Annotated in this window: 23 protein-coding genes; 5 read left to right on the top strand and 18 right to left on the bottom strand. The window is 64.9% G+C overall.

The genetic code is table 11. The features are described 5' to 3' along the window. Positions 1 to 46 precede the first annotated feature (46 nt). From SKP52_RS17180 to leuC, 5 genes are all read right to left on the bottom strand, one after another. Positions 47 to 340: a hypothetical protein gene (locus SKP52_RS17180; protein WP_039576766.1), complete on the bottom strand. Its 294-nt coding sequence runs from the start codon at positions 338 to 340 to the stop codon at positions 47 to 49. A 72-nt stretch (positions 341 to 412) separates the two neighbouring features. Next, positions 413 to 658, bottom strand: coding sequence for a DUF167 domain-containing protein (locus SKP52_RS17175; protein ID WP_167702719.1), 246 nt, complete (start codon positions 656 to 658; stop codon positions 413 to 415). 32 nt (positions 659 to 690) lie between these two features. Then, entirely contained in the window at positions 691 to 1,686 is a 996-nt protein-coding gene (locus SKP52_RS17170) for an NADPH:quinone oxidoreductase family protein (protein ID WP_039581471.1), read from the bottom strand. A 31-nt stretch (positions 1,687 to 1,717) separates the two neighbouring features. Further along, positions 1,718 to 2,308: a 3-isopropylmalate dehydratase small subunit gene (leuD, locus tag SKP52_RS17165; protein ID WP_039576765.1), complete on the bottom strand. Its 591-nt coding sequence runs from the start codon at positions 2,306 to 2,308 to the stop codon at positions 1,718 to 1,720. After that, positions 2,305 to 3,735, bottom strand: a complete 1,431-nt coding sequence (gene leuC, locus SKP52_RS17160) for a 3-isopropylmalate dehydratase large subunit (protein WP_039576762.1) — start codon at positions 3,733 to 3,735, stop codon at positions 2,305 to 2,307. Before leuC ends, leuD begins: the two co-directional genes overlap by 4 nt. A 211-nt stretch (positions 3,736 to 3,946) precedes the next feature. On the opposite strand from leuC, the gene SKP52_RS17155 reads away from it, so the two are divergent. Next, a complete protein-coding gene (locus tag SKP52_RS17155) occupies positions 3,947 to 4,465 on the top strand; it encodes a sterol desaturase family protein (RefSeq protein ID WP_039576758.1) in 519 nt (172 codons plus the stop codon). A 101-nt stretch (positions 4,466 to 4,566) separates the two neighbouring features. Here the strand turns inward: SKP52_RS17155 and SKP52_RS17150 are convergent, their stop codons facing one another. The 6 genes from SKP52_RS17150 to SKP52_RS17125 form a co-directional block, all read right to left on the bottom strand. Continuing rightward, the gene (locus SKP52_RS17150) at positions 4,567 to 5,247 is read right to left on the bottom strand and encodes a glutathione S-transferase family protein (RefSeq protein WP_039576755.1); all 681 of its coding nucleotides are present in this window, start codon (positions 5,245 to 5,247) and stop codon (positions 4,567 to 4,569) included. After that, the gene (locus SKP52_RS17145) at positions 5,235 to 6,212 is read right to left on the bottom strand and encodes an NAD-dependent epimerase/dehydratase family protein (protein WP_039576751.1); all 978 of its coding nucleotides are present in this window, start codon (positions 6,210 to 6,212) and stop codon (positions 5,235 to 5,237) included. Before SKP52_RS17145 ends, SKP52_RS17150 begins: the two co-directional genes overlap by 13 nt. A gap of 65 nt (positions 6,213 to 6,277) precedes the next feature. After that, on the bottom strand, positions 6,278 to 7,585 hold the full coding sequence (locus SKP52_RS17140; RefSeq protein ID WP_052208475.1) for a serine hydrolase domain-containing protein: 1,308 nt from the start codon (positions 7,583 to 7,585) through the stop codon (positions 6,278 to 6,280). After that, complete coding sequence (locus SKP52_RS17135; RefSeq protein WP_039576748.1) at positions 7,569 to 8,210, bottom strand: CoA transferase subunit B; 642 nt, start codon at positions 8,208 to 8,210, stop codon at positions 7,569 to 7,571. The genes SKP52_RS17140 and SKP52_RS17135 overlap by 17 nt, the downstream gene beginning before the upstream one ends. Beyond that, complete coding sequence (locus SKP52_RS17130; RefSeq protein ID WP_039576747.1) at positions 8,207 to 9,082, bottom strand: HAD family acid phosphatase; 876 nt, start codon at positions 9,080 to 9,082, stop codon at positions 8,207 to 8,209. The genes SKP52_RS17135 and SKP52_RS17130 overlap by 4 nt, the downstream gene beginning before the upstream one ends. After that, on the bottom strand, positions 9,082 to 9,804 hold the full coding sequence (locus SKP52_RS17125) for a CoA transferase subunit A (RefSeq protein ID WP_039576744.1): 723 nt from the start codon (positions 9,802 to 9,804) through the stop codon (positions 9,082 to 9,084). The genes SKP52_RS17130 and SKP52_RS17125 overlap by 1 nt, the downstream gene beginning before the upstream one ends. Positions 9,805 to 9,892: 88 nt before the next feature. Here SKP52_RS17125 and SKP52_RS17120 point away from each other — a divergent pair, with 88 nt between their 5' ends. Next, the gene (locus SKP52_RS17120; protein ID WP_039576742.1) at positions 9,893 to 10,786 is read left to right on the top strand and encodes a LysR family transcriptional regulator; all 894 of its coding nucleotides are present in this window, start codon (positions 9,893 to 9,895) and stop codon (positions 10,784 to 10,786) included. Between the two features lie 104 nt (positions 10,787 to 10,890). On the opposite strand, the gene SKP52_RS17115 is transcribed toward SKP52_RS17120, so the two are convergent. The 5 genes from SKP52_RS17115 to SKP52_RS17095 all read right to left on the bottom strand — a co-directional run bounded on the left by SKP52_RS17115 (position 10,891) and on the right by SKP52_RS17095 (position 14,864). Then, on the bottom strand, positions 10,891 to 11,550 hold the full coding sequence (locus tag SKP52_RS17115; protein WP_039576741.1) for an HAD-IA family hydrolase: 660 nt from the start codon (positions 11,548 to 11,550) through the stop codon (positions 10,891 to 10,893). Between the two features lie 16 nt (positions 11,551 to 11,566). Continuing rightward, on the bottom strand, positions 11,567 to 11,971 hold the full coding sequence (locus SKP52_RS17110; RefSeq protein WP_039576738.1) for a hypothetical protein: 405 nt from the start codon (positions 11,969 to 11,971) through the stop codon (positions 11,567 to 11,569). 50 nt (positions 11,972 to 12,021) lie between these two features. After that, positions 12,022 to 13,125, bottom strand: a complete 1,104-nt coding sequence (locus SKP52_RS17105) for a DUF2855 family protein (protein WP_039576735.1) — start codon at positions 13,123 to 13,125, stop codon at positions 12,022 to 12,024. A 119-nt stretch (positions 13,126 to 13,244) separates the two neighbouring features. Next, positions 13,245 to 13,934 carry a VIT1/CCC1 transporter family protein gene (locus tag SKP52_RS17100; RefSeq protein WP_039576732.1) on the bottom strand — a complete coding sequence of 230 codons (690 nt, stop codon included), beginning with the start codon at positions 13,932 to 13,934 and terminating at the stop codon, positions 13,245 to 13,247. A 9-nt stretch (positions 13,935 to 13,943) separates the two neighbouring features. Further along, positions 13,944 to 14,864, bottom strand: coding sequence for an SMP-30/gluconolactonase/LRE family protein (locus SKP52_RS17095; RefSeq protein ID WP_039576729.1), 921 nt, complete (start codon positions 14,862 to 14,864; stop codon positions 13,944 to 13,946). Positions 14,865 to 14,910: 46 nt separating this feature from the next. Here SKP52_RS17095 and SKP52_RS17090 point away from each other — a divergent pair, with 46 nt between their 5' ends. Both SKP52_RS17090 and SKP52_RS17085 read left to right on the top strand, forming a co-directional pair. After that, positions 14,911 to 15,510 (top strand): TIGR02466 family protein, encoded by a 600-nt coding sequence (locus SKP52_RS17090; protein ID WP_039576726.1) that lies wholly within the window; start codon positions 14,911 to 14,913, stop codon positions 15,508 to 15,510. Between the two features lie 49 nt (positions 15,511 to 15,559). Continuing rightward, entirely contained in the window at positions 15,560 to 16,993 is a 1,434-nt protein-coding gene (locus SKP52_RS17085) for an NAD-dependent succinate-semialdehyde dehydrogenase (RefSeq protein WP_039576723.1), read from the top strand. A gap of 147 nt (positions 16,994 to 17,140) precedes the next feature. Here the strand turns inward: SKP52_RS17085 and SKP52_RS17080 are convergent, their stop codons facing one another. Continuing rightward, positions 17,141 to 17,902 carry an SDR family oxidoreductase gene (locus SKP52_RS17080; protein WP_039576722.1) on the bottom strand — a complete coding sequence of 254 codons (762 nt, stop codon included), beginning with the start codon at positions 17,900 to 17,902 and terminating at the stop codon, positions 17,141 to 17,143. Then, complete coding sequence (locus SKP52_RS17075; RefSeq protein ID WP_039581463.1) at positions 17,899 to 18,270, bottom strand: dihydroneopterin aldolase; 372 nt, start codon at positions 18,268 to 18,270, stop codon at positions 17,899 to 17,901. Before SKP52_RS17075 ends, SKP52_RS17080 begins: the two co-directional genes overlap by 4 nt. A gap of 89 nt (positions 18,271 to 18,359) precedes the next feature. Between SKP52_RS17075 and SKP52_RS17070 the strand changes: the two genes are divergently transcribed. After that, positions 18,360 to 18,866 carry a GNAT family N-acetyltransferase gene (locus SKP52_RS17070; protein WP_039576720.1) on the top strand — a complete coding sequence of 169 codons (507 nt, stop codon included), beginning with the start codon at positions 18,360 to 18,362 and terminating at the stop codon, positions 18,864 to 18,866. The last annotated feature ends 43 nt before the right edge of the window (positions 18,867 to 18,909 follow it).

Raw genomic sequence — 18,909 nt, 5'->3', positions numbered from 1 at the left:
CGGGGTCGCGAGCGATCGCGGCCCCGTTGCCTCGACTATCGGCTTTTCATTCGCCGAAGATGCTGCGCACCGGGTTGATGTCGGAAAAGGGCACGTCGACGTCGTTGCCCATGATCCACAGTTTCTGGCACGCGATGGCAAAAAACATCACCGCGATCGTCCAGACGATGAAGGTCTTGCGGGCGATCCAGCGGCGCTCGGCCTCTTCGGCCTTGGCGCGCGCCTTATAATCGATGCCGAGCTCGCCTTCGAATTCGGCGACAAGCTGCGCGCGGCGGGTACGCGAAATATTCGCGATACTCGCGTCTCCCTCTTCGCTTGTCGAGCGGCGCTTCGCCATTGATCCACCTTGGTCCAGCTAGTCCTGCTCCGGGCTATAGCGTCCAGCTCCTGCCAATTGGTTAACCCGGCGCTATCGGCTCGTCGCAATTCCGATCAATTTTATGCGCGCGGCCGCGCCGCGCAGCAGCGTCAGATCGCGCGGTGGACGCCCCAATGCGGCGGCAAGCAGGCGCAGCACTGCCTCATTCGCGGCACCGTCGGCGGGCGGAGCGGTGACGCGGAGATGCACCATATCCCCTTCGACCGTCACCGCCTCGCGGCTGGCACCCGGCGTCACCCGCACCGCGATTCGCCCCGACGCGGCGAGCGCCCGCAAGGCTTCGGTCAGCGCGGGGTCGGGGCGATATTTCAGATCGTGACGACCAGTTTGCCGACCGCGCTGCGGTCGCCCAGTTTGGCGATCGCCTTGCCGCCATCGGCAAGCGCGAAGCTCTCGGTCACGCGCGGCTTGATCTTGCCCTGTTCCCATAGCTGAAACAGCCGCGCGATATTGGCGCGATTGCGCACCGGTTCGCGGGCGACGAACGCGCCCCAGAACACCCCGGCGACGTCGCAGCTCTTGAGCAGCGTCAGGTTGAGCGGCAGGCGCGGAATGCCCGCCGGGAAGCCGACGACAAGATAGCGGCCCTCCCATGCGATCGCGCGCAGCGCGGGCTCGGCATAATCGCCGCCCACGGCATCATAAATGACATTTGCGCCATTGGGCCCGACCGCCGCCTTGAACTTTTCGGCGAGCGCCTTCGACGCATCCTTGTCGAAAGGCTGATAGCCATAGACGACGACCTCATCGGCGCCGGCCTGGCGCGCGATCTCGGCTTTGGCTTCGCTCGACACGCCCGCGACGACGCGTGCGCCGAATGCCTTGCCCAATTCGACTGCGGCGATCCCGACGCCGCCCGAGGCGCCGAGCACGAGCAACGTATCGCCCTCACCGATATGGCCGCGATCGACGAGCGCGTGGATGCTGGTGCCATAGGTCATGAGCAGCGAGGCGCCCTCGGCGAAGCCATGCGCGTCGGGCAGATGATAGACATTGTGCACCGACACCGCGACCGCTTCGGACATGCCGCCATTGCCGCAGCCCGCGATCACGCGGTCGCCGACCTTGAACTCGGTGACACCTTCGCCGACTTCGGCGACCAGCCCCGCGACTTCACCGCCGGGGGCGAAGGGGCGTTCGGGGCGGAACTGATATTTATCCTCGATGATCAGCACGTCGGGGAAGTTGACGGCGCAGGCCTTCACATCGATCACGATCTGACCCTTGCCCGCGGTCGGGCGCGGCAGTTCGCCCAAAGTGAGCGTTTCGGGGCCGCCGGTTGCGGTCGACAAGAGAGCCTTCATCATCTTCTCCTCTTTATGATATTTTTTGGTCTTACGCTGCGGGGCGCATCCATGGACGATCCGCGTCGAGCTGTCGTTCATAGGCGCCGATCGCGGCGTCGCTTTTTTCGGTCAGCGAAATCTCGTCGAGCCCGCCAAGCAGGCACATCTTGCGGAACGGATCGATCTCGAAGGCGAAGCGGTCCTGGAAAGGCGTCGTCACCGTCTGATGCTCAAGATCGACGAAGACCGGATCGGTCGCGGCGACCTCCATCAACCGATCGATCGCCCCTTGCGGCAACACAACCGGCAGGATGCCGTTCTTTACCGCATTGCCCGAGAAAATGTCCGAGTAAGAGGGCGCGATCACGACGCGGATGCCAAGGTCGCCGAGCGCCCAGGCGGCATGTTCGCGGCTCGATCCGCAGCCGAAATTGTCGCCCGCGATCAGGATCGGTGCGCCCTTGAAATCGGCGCTGTCGAACAGATTGTCGGGATCGGCGCGCAGGCTTTCGAACGCCCCGCGCCCCATGCCCTCGCGCGTCGTTGTCTTCAGCCAGTGTGCCGGAATGATGACGTCGGTGTCGACATTCTTCAGCCCGAACGGAATCGCGCGGCCTTCGACCTTGTCCAGCGGGGTCATGCCATCAGCTCCCGCACATCGGTGAGCCTGCCCGTTACCGCCGCCGCCGCCGCCATCGCGGGCGAAACGAGGTGGGTGCGCGCGCCCGGCCCCTGGCGGCCGACGAAATTGCGATTGCTCGTCGACGCGCAGCGTTCGCCCGCGGGCACCTTGTCGGGGTTCATCGCCAGACACGCCGAACAGCCGGGCTCGCGCCATTCGAGGCCGGCGTCGGTAAAGATGCGGTCGAGCCCTTCGGCCTCGGCCTGCGCCTTCACCAGCCCCGAGCCGGGAACGACGATCGCCCATTTGACATTGTCGGCCTTGTGGCGGCCCTTGAGCACCGCGGCGGCGGCGCGCAAATCCTCTATGCGGCTGTTGGTGCAGCTGCCGATGAAGATATTTTCGATCGGCACGTCCTGCATGCGCGTCCCGGGTTCGAGCCCCATGTAAGCGAGCGATTTGGCCGCCGCGCTCTGCTTCGACGGGTCGGCAAAGCTGCCCGGTGCCGGGACGGTGCCGGTGATCGGTACGACATCCTCGGGGCTGGTGCCCCAGGTGACGCTCGGCGCGATGTCGGCGGCGTCGATCACGACGGTCTTGTCATAGGTCGCGCCGGGATCGGTCGCGAGGCTCTTCCAATAGGCGACCGCCGCGTCCCAATCGGCACCCTTCGGCGCATAGGGGCGGCCCTTGAGGTAGGTGAAGGTCGTGTCGTCGGGCGCGATCAGCCCGGCGCGCGCGCCGCCTTCGATCGCCATGTTGCTCACGGTCAGCCGGCCCTCGATGCTCAGCGCGCGAATCGCGCTGCCTGTATATTCGATGACATGGCCGGTGCCCCCCGCAGCGCCGATGACGCCGGTGATGTGGAGGATGATGTCCTTCGCCGACACGCCGGGGCCGACCTCGCCTTCGACGCGCACTTCCATCGTCTTCGACGGCTGGAGCAGCAGGGTCTGCGTCGCGAGCACATGCTCGACCTCGCTCGTCCCGATGCCAAAGGCGAGCGCGCCGATGCCGCCGTGGCAGGCGGTGTGGCTGTCGCCGCAGACGATCGTCGTGCCGGGCAGCGAAAAGCCCTGCTCGGGGCCGACGACATGGACGATGCCCTGTTCGGGCGCGACCGCGTCGATATAGCGGATGCCGAACGCGGGGGCGTTGGTTTCGAGCGCGGCGAGCTGCGCGGCGCTTTCGATGTCGGCGATTGGCAGCCGGTTGCCCGCTGCGTCCTTTCGCGCCGTCGTCGGCAGATTATGGTCGGGGACCGCGAGCGTCAGGTCGGGGCGGCGCACCGTGCGCCCGTTCGCGCGAAGCCCCGCAAAGGCTTGCGGACTGGTGACTTCATGGACGAGGTGACGGTCGATGAAGATCAGGCAGGTGGCATCGGGGCGCTGTTCGACGACATGCGCGTCCCAGATTTTCTCATAAAGGGTGCGGGGCCGGGTCATGCGGTTCACTTAAGCCCGTGGCATAACAATGCAAGCGAGTGGCGATCAAAAACGCAATTTTCGGTCGTGGAGTTTCTCGTGCTCCCCCTCCGTCACCCCGGACTTGATCCGGGGTCCACAGCATCGGCTGTTGGGATGGATCCCGGATCAAGTCCGGGATGACGAATGAGGGGAGGTGGCCTCGCTTGAGGAACTAGCCTATAATGCCCCCATGTCGACGCTCGCCATCATCGCGCTCATTCTTGCCACCGTCGTGGCGATGGAGTTGGTCGCCTGGGCGAGCCACAAATATATCATGCACGGTTTCGGATGGGCTTGGCACCGCGACCATCATGAACCGCACAACAAGCTATTGGAAAAGAACGACTTGTTCGGCCTCGTCGGCGCCGCGATGAGTATTTCGATGTTCGTGATCGGCAGCCCGATGATCATGGGCGCGGAAGCGTGGGAGCCCGGAACATGGATCGGGCTCGGCATCCTCTTCTACGGCATCATCTACACGCTGGTACACGACGGGCTCGTCCACCAGCGCTATTTCCATTGGGTGCCGCGCCGCGGCTATGCCAAGCGGCTGGTGCAAGCGCACAAGCTCCACCATGCGACGATCGGCAAGGAGGGCGGGGTCAGTTTCGGTTTCGTCTTCGCGCGCGATCCCGCGAAGCTGAAGGCGGAGCTGAAGATGCAGCGTGAATCCGGAGTCGCGGTCGTGCGTGGCGCGCTGGTCGATTAATTCCCGTCATTGCGGGGAGCCGAAGGCGACGCGGCAATCCAGAGTAGCGTAAAGCGCTTTGGATTGCTTCGCTACGCTCGCAATGACGATGGATTGGGCGCTTAGGCCGTCCGATAATCGGCGGTAATCATCCCCGCCGCCATCAATTCTTCCTCATGGCTTTCCTCGCGCCAGCTTTCGGCGAGGGCCTGGCTTTCCCAATCCTGCATCGCGGGATGCGCAAGCATATGGTCGACCCACGCCTTTCCGGTGCCGACGTCGAGGCCATAGGTGCGGATACGGAAGGCGACGGGCGCAAAGAAGGCATCGACCGCGGTGAAGCGGTCACCCGCGAGGAAGGGGCCGTCGAAGCGCGACAGGCCCTCGGCGAACAATTCGCGGATGCGCGCGACGTCGAGCCGGAGCGCGCCCGACGGCGGTTTTGGCGTGACGCGAACCCCGACGTTCATCGTGCAGTCGCCCCGCAGCGCCGAAAAGCCGCTGTGCATTTCCGCTGCCGCGCATTGCGCCCATGCGCGCGCGTCGGGATCAGTCGGCCATACGCCCTCGTGCCGGTCGGCAAGATAGAGCGTGATGCCAAGCGAATCATAAACCGTCCGCCCTTCGTCGAGCAGTGCGGGCACCTGTCCGGTCGGCGAAAAGCTGCGAAATTCGTCATAATTGATCGGGTTGGTAAAGGGCTCGATCTGGTCCTCGAAGTCGATGCCGAGCCCTTGCATCAGCATCCACGGGCGCAGCGACCAGCTCGAATAATTGCGGTTGGCGGTGATCAGCACATACATGCGTCGCGCTCCTGTGCGATGATGGGCGAGGTATAGTCGGGATCGTGCGCAAAGGGCAGGTCGGTGCCGTCGCGGAGCGCGGCGAGCACGCTGCCGAAGTCGCTTTGGGCGCGCCAGCCGAAGCGGCGTTCGGCGCGCGACGGGTCGTAAACGCGGTCGATCGTCTCGGGGAGCACCCAGCCTCTGGCGGTATAGAGCTCGGCGGCGTCAGGATGGTGGCGCGCAATCACCGCGCGCGCATCGCGGGCCAGCTCTTCGGCTTCCTCGCGCACGAACGGGGGCGGGGCCGAGAGGATGAAGGTGTCGCAGCCGATTTTCGGTGCGGCCTCGAGTGCCGCGAGATGCGCGGCGGCGGCATCTTCGACCGTCAAACGCCGGTTCAGTAGCTCGTTCGCTTTCAGGTTTGGGCCGCTCGGCACGGCATGCGTGTCATCATCCTCGGGGAAGAAGCGCCCCGTGCGCAGGATCGCCACCGCGATGCCATGCTCGCGGTGGACCAGCCGGCACGCCTGTTCGGCGGCAAGCTTGGTGATCCCGTAAATGTTGCGCGGCTCGATCGGACCGAAATCTTCGTCCATCCACCACGCGCCCGCCTCGCCCGCACCCTCGCGCACATCGGCGCGGATCATCAACGAGGTCGTCGAGGTAAAAAGAAAACGGTCGTTGCCCGCGGCGACCGCGGCTTCGATCAGGTTCAGCGTACCGCTGACATTGACGTCGACGAAGGCCTGCCGCGGATAACGCACGATGTCGGGCTTGTGCAGCGCGCCGCCATGGATCACCGCCTCGATGCCATGCTCGCCCATCGTCCGGTCGATCAGCGCGCGGTCGGCAACGGTGCCGATCACCTGTGTATGCGCGCCCGGTACGACGTCGAGCCCGGTGACCTCATGGCCGTTCCGGGCGAGCAGCGGAGCGAGATAGCGCCCCAACCAACCCGACGATCCGGTCAGTAGTACGCGCATCCTATATCTCCTTCCGGACTTGTCGGAGCGCCTCATACACAGGCGGCGGATGGGGGGGAAGGCGGTTAGCCTTTTGGCGCCGTCGGAACCGGATGGCGCTTGGCGGCCCCGCCCCGCACCGGCGGTAGTTCGCCGAGGTCGAGCCAGCCCGCGTCGTCGCGCCCATGATAGCTGTCGATCACCGTGAACGGGATACGAAAGGGAAATCCCCAATCGGCGTTCCACAGCGCGACGACGCCCGTCCGCGTGGATGGTTCGAAAATCATCGTTGCACGATATCCTTCGACCGCGCCCGAATGGCCTTCGAGCCGGCGCCCGCCATAGGTGAAGCTGCGCCAGCCGAGGCCATAGCCCGCATCGCCCGTGGCCGCGCGCAATGTGCCGCCATAGAGCCGCCCCGTGCCGACACGCGGACGATGCGCAACCTCCAGCACCGCGCCCGGCAGCACATCGGGACGGCTGCCCATCATTGCCTGCATCCATGTCGCGAAATCGACGATATCGCTTTCGACCCCCGCGGCGGCGGGAACGCGCCAATAGGCGTCCTTGATCGGGCGCACCTGCGCGCCGCGATGCGGCTTCGCCCAGTCCTTGGCGCCCGTCAGCCGGTCCTTACCATAACCCGCGCTGACCATGCCGAGCGGGCGGAAAAACCGGTCCTCGACCGCGTCGGGGAACAGTTCGTTCGCGGCCTTGCCCAATATTTCGCTCGCGGTGTCGAAGGCGATATTCTGATAGGTGTGGCAGGTGCCGGGCTCGCACTGCAGCGGCGCGAGGGCCAAGCTCGCGCGCAGCAATTGCGGACTCTGTCCTTCCTCCAGCTTCTCGTCATAGGCGTTTTTGGTGAGGCCGGTCCGCTGAGCGAGCAGGTCGCCCACCGTGACTCGCTCCTCGGCGCCGCCGGGCAGGCGCAGTGACGTGCGCCAGCTGGCGACCGACCGGTCCAGATCGACCTTGCCATCCTTGGCGAGCGCCGCCGCCAGGGCCCCCGTCGCGGTTTTCGAAACCGACGCCCAGCGGAACAGCGTTTGCGGCGTCACCGGCGCGCCCGTCGACTTGTCGGCGACGCCATAGGTGCGGACAAAGCTGAGCTTGCCGTCCTCGACCACCGCCACCGCGAGTCCCGCCATTTCGGGGCGCTGCGACAGGGCGGTAAGTTGCTTGTCGAGCGCGCGATAGTCGATCCGCCCGCGCCATTCGGCGGGCGTATCGGGCAGGTTTTCCGGCGCCTTGATCGGAATCGGAACGCTGGCAAGCGGATGCTTTCCGCCGAGCGCGTGAATGCCAAACCAGCCCGCCAACCCCAGCGCGACGACCGCGATGAGGGTGGTGAGAACCGGCTTTCTGGACTTGTTTTTAGACTGCGACCTCATAATTGGCCGTCGTCTTAGCCGCGACATCCACCGCCGTCACCCCCGGAGCGAGTTCGATCAGCCGGAACGGGCTGTCATGGTCGTCGCGCTTGAACACCGCGAGGTCGGTGATGATCATGTCGACGACATTCTTGCCGGTCAGCGGCAGCGTGCATTCGGGGATGAATTTCGGGCTGCCGTCCTTGGCGTTATGTTCCATCACGACGATGATCTTCTTGACCCCGGCGACGAGATCCATCGCGCCGCCCATGCCCTTGATCATCTTGCCGGGGATCATCCAGTTGGCGATGTCGCCATTCTCGGCGATCTCCATCGCGCCCAATACGGTCAGGTCGATATGCCCGCCGCGGATCATCGCAAAACTGTCCGCCGAGCTGAAATAGGCCGATTGCGGCAATTCGCTGATCGTCTGTTTGCCCGCGTTGATCAGGTCGGGATCCTCGTCGCCCTCATAGGGAAAGGGGCCGATGCCGAGCATGCCATTTTCCGACTGCAGCGTCACCGTCATCCCCGCGGGAATATGGTTCGCAACGAGCGTCGGGATGCCGATGCCGAGGTTGACGTAATAGCCGTCCTGCAGTTCCTTCGCGGCACGCGCCGCCATGTCATCACGCGTCCAGCTCATTGGCTTGGCTCCCATTGTTTGTCGGAGGGGAAGGCGTCGCCCCAGCCCAGTTTTTCCCACGGGCCATAGACGGGGTTGGGAAACAGGAACCAGCCCTTGTCCCAGAGTGCGGTGGCGGCGGCGCTGGTGGCGAGCGCCATGCGCTGCGCGGCGGGCAGATCCTTGACGTTGAACTGCTGGCTGAAATCGCCAAGCTGGTCGCCGCCGAGGATGATGACACAATATTTCGACGCGATCGTCGCGCGCCGTCCATCCTTGCTCGACCCGGTGGCATCGTCGCCCATCAGAAACAACGTCTCGCCATGCTTGAACTCGCCAAGCCCGGCGGCGCGCAGCGTATCCTCGCTGCCCTTGGCATTGGCGGCGCTGCGGTTGGTGTTGGCGATGACGGTGATCCCTGCGGCGCGGAGCTTGTTCACCATCTCGACGCTGCCGGGCATCGCGGCCGCCTTGCCCGCGCCGGTCTTTTCCCACTGGTCCCAGACCTTCACGTCGAACGCCGTACCCTTTTCGGCGAAGTAGCGCATCGGGCCGAGGTTCCAGATCAACGTCTCGTCGGCGTCGAACACCGCAGCAAAGGGCTTGGTGCCGCAAGGTTCGAACGCCGGCGTGTCCATCGTCGCACCGGCCGCGAGGACAACGCTGTCCTTCGGACGTTGATTGATCCGTCCCACGCCATAGTCGGCGATCCGCGCATTGGTCGCGCGTACCGCGACCGCAGCCTCGGGCGAGCCGTAAAGATATTGCAGCGCAACGGGCGGCTTGGCGGCTTCCACAGGAGCCGTTGGCGCAGCCGGTGCCGTCGCGACCTCGGCCGGCGCGCTCGCGCAGCCCGCGAGCAGCAAGCTCGCTGTGATGGCGAAGCCGCGCATCACGCCGGGCTGACGTTTTCTTGGCGCGGGCGCGTCGTGCGGAATTCGATCTTCTTGTCGTACGGCGCGCCAAGGACGAGCCGCTTTACATAAATGCCGGGCAGGTGGATCGCGTCGGGATCGAGGCTGCCGACGGGGACGATTTCCTCGACTTCGGCGACGCAGATTTTCGCCGCGGTCGCCATCGGCTGGTTGAAGTTGCGCGCGGTCTTGCGGAAGATGAGGTTTCCGCTCTCGTCGGCTTTCCAGCCCTTGATGATCGCCAAGTCGGCGAAGATGCCGCGTTCGAGGATATACTCCTGTCCGTCGAAACTCTTCACTTCCTTGCCCTCGGCGACCAGCGTGCCGACGCCGGTCTTGGTGTAAAAGCCCGGGATGCCCGCACCGCCGGCACGGCAGCGTTCGGCGAGCGTGCCCTGCGGGCAGAATTCGACCTCGAGCTCGCCCGCCAGATATTGCCGTTCGAATTCCTTATTCTCACCGACATAGGACGAGATCATCTTCTTGACCTGTTTGGTACGGAGCAGCTTGCCGAGCCCTTCGCCGTCGATCCCGGCGTTGTTGCTGGCGATCGTCAGATCCTTGGTGCCCGCATCGCGGATCGCGTCGATCAGCCGTTCGGGGATACCGCACAGGCCGAAACCGCCTGCGCAAATCTGCATGCCGTCAAACAGCAGGCCTTCGAGGGCGGCGGCGGCGTCGGGATATTGCTTCTTCCCCATGGGACGGCTCTCCTGAATGATGTCGCGCGACCTTGGCGCATTTGATCCATCAATTCTAATTGTTCGATTTTTGGATTATACATAGACGATGTCTATCAATCGCGTCTCGCTCTATCATCTCGAAACCCTGCTCTGGATCGACCGGCTCGGGACATTCTCGGCTGCGGCCGAGCGGCTCAACACGACCCAGCCGACGGTGTCGGCGCGGATGCGCGAGCTCGAACAGCGCCTCGGCACCGCGCTGTTCCGCCGCGAAGGCCGCGCTATGTCGCTCACCGCGGCGGGGCGCAAGCTGGTGCGCGACTGCGACCCGCTGCTCCGCGACATGCAGGTCGCGCTGCTCGGCAGCGGCGGATATGGCGAGGCGAGCGGCGTGGTGCGCATCGGCGCGGGCGAGATCGCGGCGGCGAGCTGCCTTCCCGCTTTCGTTGCCGGATTGAAGGCCGATATGCCCAATGTCGGGCTCGAAATCGAAATCGACCTCACCGCGAATTTGATCCAACAGCTTCTGACCGGACGCACCGACATCGCCTTTGCCGCGGGACCGATCGCGCACCCGGCGCTGAAAACGAGCCCGATCGGCGCGGTTGAGCTGGTGTGGCTCGCGAGTCCCATCGTCGCATCGGCCTTTGCCGGCGGCGAGGCGGCGCTTCCCGTCTGGTCGCTCGCCAGCCATTCGCCGATCCACGGCCGGATGCGCGAGGCGATCGCGGCGTCGCGCATCGCGCAAAAATCGCTCAACCTCTGCAACAATGCGCGCACGATGATCGACATTGCCAAGGCCGGCGGGGGGATCGGCATCTTCCCGCAGCCGATGGTGCGCAGCGAGGTGGCGAGCGGCGCGCTGGCCCGGATCGACGGCATGCCCGCGCTGGCCCCGGTCGAGTTTCAGGTCGCGATGCGCGTTGCGGACACCGAACCCGTGCTGACGCAAATCTTCGAACGTGCGGCGAAGCTGAACCTCGCGGAAGCGGCGGCTTGAACTGCTTCCGCCCCCTCTCCCAACCCTCTCCCCTGAAGGGGAGAGGGCTACGTCCGCTTACCACCCCAAAACAGACATTCACCGCGCACTCGAAAAACCGATCGTCAGGGCAGCTCGAGCCCCAGCACCGCCGACAGGTCGGCAATCGCCTGTTCGCCGCTCGTCACCTTGATCGCGTGCATACCTAGCGCCGCCGCGGGTTTGCAGTTGATGCCAAGGTCATCGAGATAGATGCACTCCCCAGGCTCGACGCCAAGCGCCTCGCACATCATTTCGTAAATCCGCGGATCGGGCTTGCGCACCCCCGCCTTGCTCGACTCGATGACATGCTCGAACCGCGACATGATCTTTGCGACCTCGTTCGCGGCTTCCTCGCTGCGCGTCATGCCCGCGCCTTTGATCCCCATCTTGCCGCCGGGAACATTGTTCGTGATGCAGCCGATGCGCAGCCCCTTGGCCTTCAACGTGTCGAGCGCCGCAACCATCGCCGGACGCACCGCGCCCGCGATCACCGCGAGCACGGCTTCGCCTTCCAGCTCATGCCCCAGCGCGCGCGCCTCTTCGGCGAACAATGTATCGAACGCCGCGGCATCGATTTCGGCGCGCTCGAACTTCGCCCAGGCATTGCCGTCGGGATCGGCGCTGTTGACGCGGCGCACGAAATCGCGCGGCAGCCCCCGTTCTTCCTCAAGGCGATTGAAGGCTTCGAACGGAGACGCCGTGATGACGCCGCCGAAGTCGAAAATAACGGTCGTGTAAGTCATGCGGGAGGGAGCAACCTTATTTCTTGGCAGGAGCGGCGACGCGCGTGCCCGACCAGCTGGCATCGTCGATGGTGAGGTCAAGCCGGTCGGGCGAGCGCACCGTGTCGAGCAGGAAAACCGACGGCCCGCTCGCCGCGAGGATCGCGTCCATCGCTTTTTCGAGCGGGATGGTGACGGCAGGGATACGCGGATAGTCCGATTTGACCTCGACCTTGTTCGGGCCCGTGCGCGTCACGGTGATCGTCACATTGTTCCGCGACGATCCGCGCGCGTCGGAGATCACATCGCCCTTGTAGGTGCCCGCGACGCGGTCGGCGAGATCGGCCTTGTGCGCCGGTGCTGCCTTCGGCGTTTCGGCAAGCATCGCTCCGGCCGGCAGCGAGAAAGCAAGCAAAGTAGCGACAACAACGGTACGAAGCATAGCTGGTCCTTTCGTCCTGCGGCGGTGAAAGGGATTGCTCCGTGCGACCCTCATGGAACGACGACGATCCCTATTTTGGGGTCTGTCTGTCCCGAGAGCATCTCCCGATAGGCAGCGAGCGCCGCATCGCCGCCGCTGCGTTTATCGACCGATGCCAGCCGCGGCGCAACGTCCATGAACGCCAGCCACGCCTTGGCAATCTTCTGCCCGAACGCCGCGCCGCCCCAGTCGGCGATCCGTTTCTGGCTGCGGCCGGGTGCGAAAAAGCCCTGGCGTTCGGGGCCTGGCAGCCCTTCGACATCGGCCTGTGCATCCCAGTGCGACTTGCCGACGATGATCGAGGCCTGAAGCTGGTTGCCGAAATGGCTGTGCACCACGCGGGTCACCGCGCCATTGCCCGCCATATCGACCAATGCGGCGGGGGTGGTCGCGTTCAGCGTCATGATCTGGTCATAGCTGATCACGCGGTCGTAAATGCCCTGCGCCGCGATTGCTTCGACATTGGCGGCGCTGGTCAGCCCGATCGTTTCAGGCCGGTCGGTACGCAGTTTGAGCGCGAAGCCGAGGCCGATCGCGGTCTTGCTCGACGCGCTGGCGATCAAAATCTGTTGGACGCCATAATCGCCCTCATCCTCGAACTGGTCGGCGATCAGCCAGCCGGTGAGGAACAGCGGGCGGAACACCGGCCAATAATCATGATCCGCGGCGCGATAGTCGGGCAGCGCCTCGATCCGCTGATAATTGTTGTAGATGGGGGGCAGGGTGGTGCGACGCGGCGTCACATCCGTAAAGCCGCCCGGACCCGCCTTGCCGACGGTCAGCACCGCACTCTCCGCCATCGGATAATAGCCATAGAAACGGTCGCCGACCGCAACACCCTCGGCCGCGCTTTCGGTCACCGTCGCAAAACCCCAGACGGGCAGACGGCCGGGCGTATCCAGCTCGGCGAAGAAATCCCAATAGCCCTGATCGTTGCCGAACAGCCCGGCGGGCTTCCCGAACACTGCGTAAGTGATGTTGTTCGCGGTCATCGCATAGCTGTCGATATGCACGCGCACTTGCCCGGTTGTGAGTGGCGCATTGCTATCTTCGACCAATTTGACCTGCGTAATATCGTCGCGATCGATGTCGATCGCCCAGCTCGTTGAACTCATTCCGGACCCCTCCGATTGATTTGCCCGCTGCCGCGAGATGGCCGACAGTCATACAGATGGGAACGCCCCTGACAATCGCGGTCGGGCGGCAAGGCATCCGGCCCCGGTGGCGACGCGGATCAACCCACCGTCGTGCCGAGCAGCGACCCGATCGCCATCGTCACCGCCATTGCCATAGCGCCCCAGAAAGTCACCCGAACGACCGGACGCAGCATCGGCGCATTGCCCGCCCGCGCTCCCAGCGCGCCGAGGATCGCGAGAAAGACCAACGACGCCGCCGATACCGTCCACGGCAGCGACGTGCCCCGATCGACCAGCACCGTTGCAAGCGGTAGCGCCGCGCCTGCGGTAAAGCTCGCCGCCGAAGCCGCCGCCGCTTGAATCGGCCGCGCCGCCATCGCGTCGGTCATCCCCAGCTCGTCGCGCAGATGCGTGTCGAGCGCGTCATGCTCGGTAAGCTGCACCGCGACCTGCTCGGCGAGCGTGCGGTCGAGCCCGCGCTCCTGATAGATCTGCGTCAGCTCCTCGAGTTCGAACTCGGGATCGGCGGCGAGGTGGCGCTTTTCCAGCTCGACATCGGCCTTCTCCGCGTCGCCCTGCGAACTCACCGACACATATTCGCCCGCCGCCATCGACATCGCGCCCGCGACCAGGCCTGCGGTGCCGGTGACAAGGATCGACGATTGCGACGCGCCCGCCGCGGCGACGCCCGCGATCAGGCTCGCAGTTGAAACGATCCCGTCGTTGGCGCCGAGAATCGCGGCGCGCAGCCAGCTGATCCGCGTGACGGCGTGGGTTTCCTCGTGCATTGCGCCCTTTCAATATTGGAGTTGCAGCCCCGGACGCGCCCAGCGTGTCTTCACGAGCCGGCCGGTGCCCGACAGGGTCAGATAGGCATCCTGCCGGTCGGGGCCACCAAAAGCGATGTTCGTGGTGAAGATATCGTCGGTCGCGACGAATTCGACCAGCTCGCCCGCTGGCGAGACGACGCTGATCCCGCACTCGCCGATCGTCGCGACGCAGATATTGCCGTTCGCCTCCATCGCCAGGCTGTCGAAGAATTTATAGCCTGCGGGGCGATAGAGGGGGATGCCGGGCCCGCCGGGGCCTGCGGCGTCGTCGACCTTGCCCGGCGCGACGATGTTGAACTGCGTCAGGCGGCAGGTGTAGGTTTCGGCGACGTAAAGCTTGCTGCCGTCGGGCGAGAGGCCGACACCGTTGGGATTATAGCTCGGGAAGATCACTTCCTCGATAAAGCTGCCGTCGGCCTTGGCGTAGAAAATGCCGACGATGTCGTGGCAGCGCGCGGCATAATCGACCTTGCCATGGTCGGTGAACCAGAAGCCGCCGTGCGCGTCGAACATGATGTCGTTCGGGCCGCGCAGGGTGACGCCATGATCGCCGCTTTTGTACAAGACCTCGACCGCGCCCGTTTCGATGTCGATCCGCTCGATCCGCCCGCCCGAATAATCGTCGGCGATGCCGTGCGGGGCCAGATAGCCGTTCGATTCGACATAGTTGAACCCGCCATTGTTGCAGCAATACAGCTTGCCATCGGGCCCGATCGCGAGGCCGTTGGGCCCGCCACCCGGGGTTGCGATGACCTCCTTTTTCCCGCCGGGCCAGCAGCGCGTGATGCGCTTCGCCTCGATCTCGACGACGATGACGCTGCCGTCGTCCATCACGACCGGCGCCTCTGGAAAGCGCAATCCGTCGGCGATCAGTTCAAACTCGGCCATCCCCATCTCCCTTGCTCTTGCACATTGGCTGTGCTTTGCGCGCATCATGCCCGTTCGTACGCTCTTCGCCAGCACTTTCTATGAAGCCGATATCGGCACGCCCGACCTGCTCGAAGAGCTGGAGGAAAGCAGCCGCCTGTTCGCCGAAGAGGATGGCGCGGGCCGGCGCTGGAGCCGCGAGCATGGCTATAAGGGCTATACCAGCTACGCCAGCCTCGGCGACCTGCCCGAACGCGACCCGGCGTTCCATGATTTGAAGCGCCTGCTCGACAAGGAGGTCAAGGCTTTCGTCAAGGCATGCCATTTCGACCTCGCGAAACCGCTGAAGCTCGACTCTATGTGGGTCAATGTCCTGAAACCCGGTGGCACGCACAGTGGCCATATCCACCCCCACAGCATCGTGTCGGGAACCTTTTACGTCGCCGTCCCGCCGGGATCGGGCGCGCTCAAGCTCGAAGATCCGCGGCTCGCAATGTTGATGGCCGCGCCGGGCCGCACCGACGACGCGCCCGAACATTTCTTGCCCTTCATTTATGCCGAACCCGCCGCAGGCCGCGTCTTCCTGTGGGAAAGCTGGCTGCGGCACGAAGTGATGCCGCATTCGGGCAAGGGCGAACGGATCAGCATCAGCTTTAACTATCGCTGACGCTTCCTATATCGCCGTCATCCCCCATTTCCTTGGCAAAGGACCATCCATGACCGCGACCTACGACGCCGACCTCCAGCTTTTCATCAACGGTGCCTGGCGGAGCGGTGAGGGGCGCGACGAGCGGCCGGTGTTTAACCCCGCGACGGCAGGCACGATCGCCGGACTGCCGGTGGCTACCATCGCCGATCTCGACGAGGCGCTGGCGGCGGCGGAGCGCGGCTGGCCGGTGTGGCGCGCGAAGACCCCCGACGAGCGCGCCGCGCTGATGCACAAGGCCGCGGGCATCATTCGCGAGCGCGTCGAGCATATCGCGACCCTGCTGACGCTCGAACAGGGCAAGCCCATCGCCGAGGCGCGCGGCGAGGTACTGTCGGCCGCCGGGCTGTTCGACTATTTCGCCGAGCAGGGCAAACGCATCGAAGGCCGCGTTCTTCAGCGCCCACTCGGCCAGCGTGCGATGGTCACGAAACATCCGGTCGGCCCCGTCGCGGGCTTCAGCCCGTGGAACTTCCCGGTCAATCTGATGGTCAAAAAGATCGCCCCCGCGCTCGCCGCGGGCTGCGTCGTGATCGCGAAAGCGCCCGAGGAAACCCCCGGCTGCACCAGCGCGATCATGCGCTGCATCGCCGATGCGGGGATCCCCGGCGAGGTCGTCCAGCTCGTCTATGGCGACCCCGACCAGATCAGCCGCCATCTGCTGGCGAGCCCGGTAATCCGCAAGGTCAGCTTCACCGGCTCGACTACGGTGGGCAAGCATCTGATGCGGCTCGCCGCCGACGGGGTGAAGCGCATCACGATGGAACTGGGCGGTCACGCCCCGGTGCTGATCTTCGACGATTGCGACCTAGAGGCGACGCTCGACAAGGTCGTGTGGCAGAAGTTCCGCAACGCCGGACAGGTGTGCATCTCGCCGACGCGCTTCTATGTCCAGCAGGGCATCTACGACGCCTTCGTAAAGGGCTTTGCCGAACGGACGGCGAAAGTGAAGATCGGCAGCGGCCTCGATGCAGACACGCAGATGGGCCCTCTGGCCAATGCCCGCCGCATTCCCGCGCTTGAAGCCTTGGTCGCCGATGCCAAGGCGAAGGGCGCACGCGTGATCGCGGGCGGCGAGGCGACCGGCAACGGCTATTTCTTCCAGCCGACCGCGATCGCCGATGTGCCGATCGAGGCCGATGCAATGAACAACGAGCCCTTCGGCCCGATGGCACTGATCCGTCCGTTCGGGACCGAGGACGAGGCATTGGAGCAGGCAAACCGGCTGCCTTATGGTCTCGCCGCGTTTGCGTTCACCGAGAATGGCCGCCGCGTCAATCGCATCGTCGATAGCATTGAAAGCGGGATGGTCGGGGTGAACAGCTTCGTCATCTCGACGCTCGACATGCCGTTCGGGGGGATCAAGGAATCGGGTTTTGGCAGCGAGAGTGGGCCGGAAGGGCTGGATGGGTATCTGGTGACCAAGGCGGTGCATATTTATTGATGCGAAATCCTCCCTGTGGCGAAACCATGGGGAGGGGGACCGCTCGCGAAGCGAGTGGTGGAGGGGCGGAAACGGTCGCGCCAAAGCCCCTCCGTCAGCGCTTCGCGCTGCCACCTCCCCATCGCTGCGCGACAGGGAGGATCTTGATCAATCCCGCTCCAGCGCCACGAAATCGCGCGCCATCGGCGCCAGATGCGCGCCGCCGTCGACGAAGATCGTCTGCCCCGTCACCGCCTCGGCGCGCGCGAGATAGACGACCGCGTCGGCAATCTGCGCCGGCGTCGGAAGTGCACCGAGCGGCATGCGCTTCGCCAGCCGATCGACCTGCGCCGCCGAATAATCGTCGGTCGCCATCGTCAGCCCCGGCGCGACGGCATTGACGCGCGCGCGGTTCCCGAATGCGACTGCCAACGTTGCCGTCGCCTGCCACAGCGCCGATTTCGAGAGGCTGTAGGCGATCTGGTCGGGCACCGGATGCACCACGCGCTGGTCGACAATATTGACGATGGCGGGTCGCGCGCCTTCGCTATGCGCGACCAGCGCCTTGGCCAGCATCACCGGCGCAGACAAATTGACCTGCATCATTTCGGCGAGCGCGGCGGCGGACAGATCGGTCCATTCGCCCTCGGCGAACAGCGCGGCGTTGTTGACGAGCAAGTCGGGCGCGCGGCCGAAACTCTCGACGACTTTGGGGATCAGCGCATCGACCTCGGCCGGGTTCGACAGGTCGGCGGCGAAGCGGCGGCTCTCGGCGCCGGTTTCGGCCAGCGCCTCGGCAAGTACCGGATCCGCCTCGCCCGGACTGCGCTTGTGGATTGCCAGCGCATAACCTTCGCGTGCCAGCCGCGCCGAAATCGCGGCGCCGACGCGGTGCAGCCCGCCCGTCACAAGAGCGAGCTTTTGCGTCACTTGCGCACTCGCCGCATCGTGATGCCGATCGCTTCGCCATCCTCGGCGATCGCCAGCTTGACGATCTTCACCTCGACCTCGTCGACCTTCTCGTCCTGCAGGAACAACGTATCGATGATATGGTCGGCGACGCTTTCGATCAGCACGAAATGCACATCCTTGGGAATACCCTCGGTCGCCGCGAATTTCAGGTGCATGTAATTTTTCGACGCGCTCAGCGGTGTCGTCGGGTCATAATGGTCGGCCATCGCCAGCTTGGCGCGCACCGAAATGCGCAGCGGCTGCGGCAGATGCGTTTCTTCGGAATAAATGCCGGTCAGCACCTGAACGGTCAGCCCGTCCACTTCCAGCCACAAACTATCGGTCACATGGTCATCCTGCAGGCGGGCGCGACATTCGGCTTTGCAATACCGACGCCGGACCCTAAAGCGCCGCCGCATTAGCGAAAGGGTACGCGTTGGTCGAGTTACTTCCATTGTCGAATATCGAGCCGCAGGCGGTCGAGGATCTCCTCGACGCCGCTTTCGGATCGGATCGCTTTGGTCGAACCGCCTATCGCATCCGCGAGGGCGTCGATGCGGTGCCTGCCCTCAGCTTCGCTGCTGTCGAGGATGGCGTGCTGCTCGGCACGATCCAGTGCTGGCCCGTCGCGCTCCGTGCGCCCGATGCCGCCGATGTTCCGCTGGTGATGGTCGGTCCTGTCGCGGTCCGCCCCGACGTCCAGCGCGGCGGCCATGGCCGCGCCCTGATGGCGAAGATGCTCGATGCCGCCGAAATCCACGCCGAAGGCGCGCTGATGATGATCGGCGATCCCGAATATTATGGCCGTTTCTTCGGCTTCACCGCCGATGCGACGGGCGAATGGGATTTGCCCGGCCCGTATGAGAAACGCCGCCTTCTCGCCCGAGCGGTGAACGGGCACACTCTGCCGGTCGGGGCGGGAATGATCGGCCCGCGCGGCTAAAAAACACGTCGTTATTGCGAGCGACGCGAAGCAATCCAGGGTG

This window comes from Sphingopyxis fribergensis, from assembly GCF_000803645.1.
In the GTDB taxonomy this organism is placed as follows: domain Bacteria; phylum Pseudomonadota; class Alphaproteobacteria; order Sphingomonadales; family Sphingomonadaceae; genus Sphingopyxis; species Sphingopyxis fribergensis.
The sequence above is the reverse complement of the archived record's forward strand: the minus strand, read 5'-3'. Positions and strand labels throughout refer to the sequence as shown.

Excerpts from the sequence above, each read along its gene's own strand:
- SKP52_RS17115 (WP_039576741.1), bottom strand. The coding sequence starts at position 11,550 with ATGACTTACACGACCGTTATTTTCGACTTCGGCGGCGTCATCACGGCG.
- SKP52_RS17180 (WP_039576766.1), bottom strand. The coding sequence starts at position 340 with ATGGCGAAGCGCCGCTCGACAAGCGAAGAGGGAGACGCGAGTATCGCG.
- leuC (WP_039576762.1), bottom strand. The coding sequence starts at position 3,735 with ATGACCCGGCCCCGCACCCTTTATGAGAAAATCTGGGACGCGCATGTC.
- SKP52_RS17155 (WP_039576758.1), top strand. The coding sequence starts at position 3,947 with ATGTCGACGCTCGCCATCATCGCGCTCATTCTTGCCACCGTCGTGGCG.
- SKP52_RS17170 (WP_039581471.1), bottom strand. The coding sequence starts at position 1,686 with ATGAAGGCTCTCTTGTCGACCGCAACCGGCGGCCCCGAAACGCTCACT.
- SKP52_RS17140 (WP_052208475.1), bottom strand. The coding sequence starts at position 7,585 with ATGAGGTCGCAGTCTAAAAACAAGTCCAGAAAGCCGGTTCTCACCACC.
- SKP52_RS17095 (WP_039576729.1), bottom strand. The coding sequence starts at position 14,864 with ATGGCCGAGTTTGAACTGATCGCCGACGGATTGCGCTTTCCAGAGGCG.
- SKP52_RS17125 (WP_039576744.1), bottom strand. The coding sequence starts at position 9,804 with ATGGGGAAGAAGCAATATCCCGACGCCGCCGCCGCCCTCGAAGGCCTG.
- SKP52_RS17120 (WP_039576742.1), top strand. The coding sequence starts at position 9,893 with ATGTCTATCAATCGCGTCTCGCTCTATCATCTCGAAACCCTGCTCTGG.
- SKP52_RS17110 (WP_039576738.1), bottom strand. The coding sequence starts at position 11,971 with ATGCTTCGTACCGTTGTTGTCGCTACTTTGCTTGCTTTCTCGCTGCCG.
- SKP52_RS17130 (WP_039576747.1), bottom strand. The coding sequence starts at position 9,082 with ATGCGCGGCTTCGCCATCACAGCGAGCTTGCTGCTCGCGGGCTGCGCG.
- SKP52_RS17135 (WP_039576748.1), bottom strand. The coding sequence starts at position 8,210 with ATGAGCTGGACGCGTGATGACATGGCGGCGCGTGCCGCGAAGGAACTG.
- SKP52_RS17090 (WP_039576726.1), top strand. The coding sequence starts at position 14,911 with ATGCCCGTTCGTACGCTCTTCGCCAGCACTTTCTATGAAGCCGATATC.
- SKP52_RS17105 (WP_039576735.1), bottom strand. The coding sequence starts at position 13,125 with ATGAGTTCAACGAGCTGGGCGATCGACATCGATCGCGACGATATTACG.
- SKP52_RS17145 (WP_039576751.1), bottom strand. The coding sequence starts at position 6,212 with ATGCGCGTACTACTGACCGGATCGTCGGGTTGGTTGGGGCGCTATCTC.
- SKP52_RS17085 (WP_039576723.1), top strand. The coding sequence starts at position 15,560 with ATGACCGCGACCTACGACGCCGACCTCCAGCTTTTCATCAACGGTGCC.
- leuD (WP_039576765.1), bottom strand. The coding sequence starts at position 2,308 with ATGACCCCGCTGGACAAGGTCGAAGGCCGCGCGATTCCGTTCGGGCTG.
- SKP52_RS17100 (WP_039576732.1), bottom strand. The coding sequence starts at position 13,934 with ATGCACGAGGAAACCCACGCCGTCACGCGGATCAGCTGGCTGCGCGCC.
- SKP52_RS17150 (WP_039576755.1), bottom strand. The coding sequence starts at position 5,247 with ATGTATGTGCTGATCACCGCCAACCGCAATTATTCGAGCTGGTCGCTG.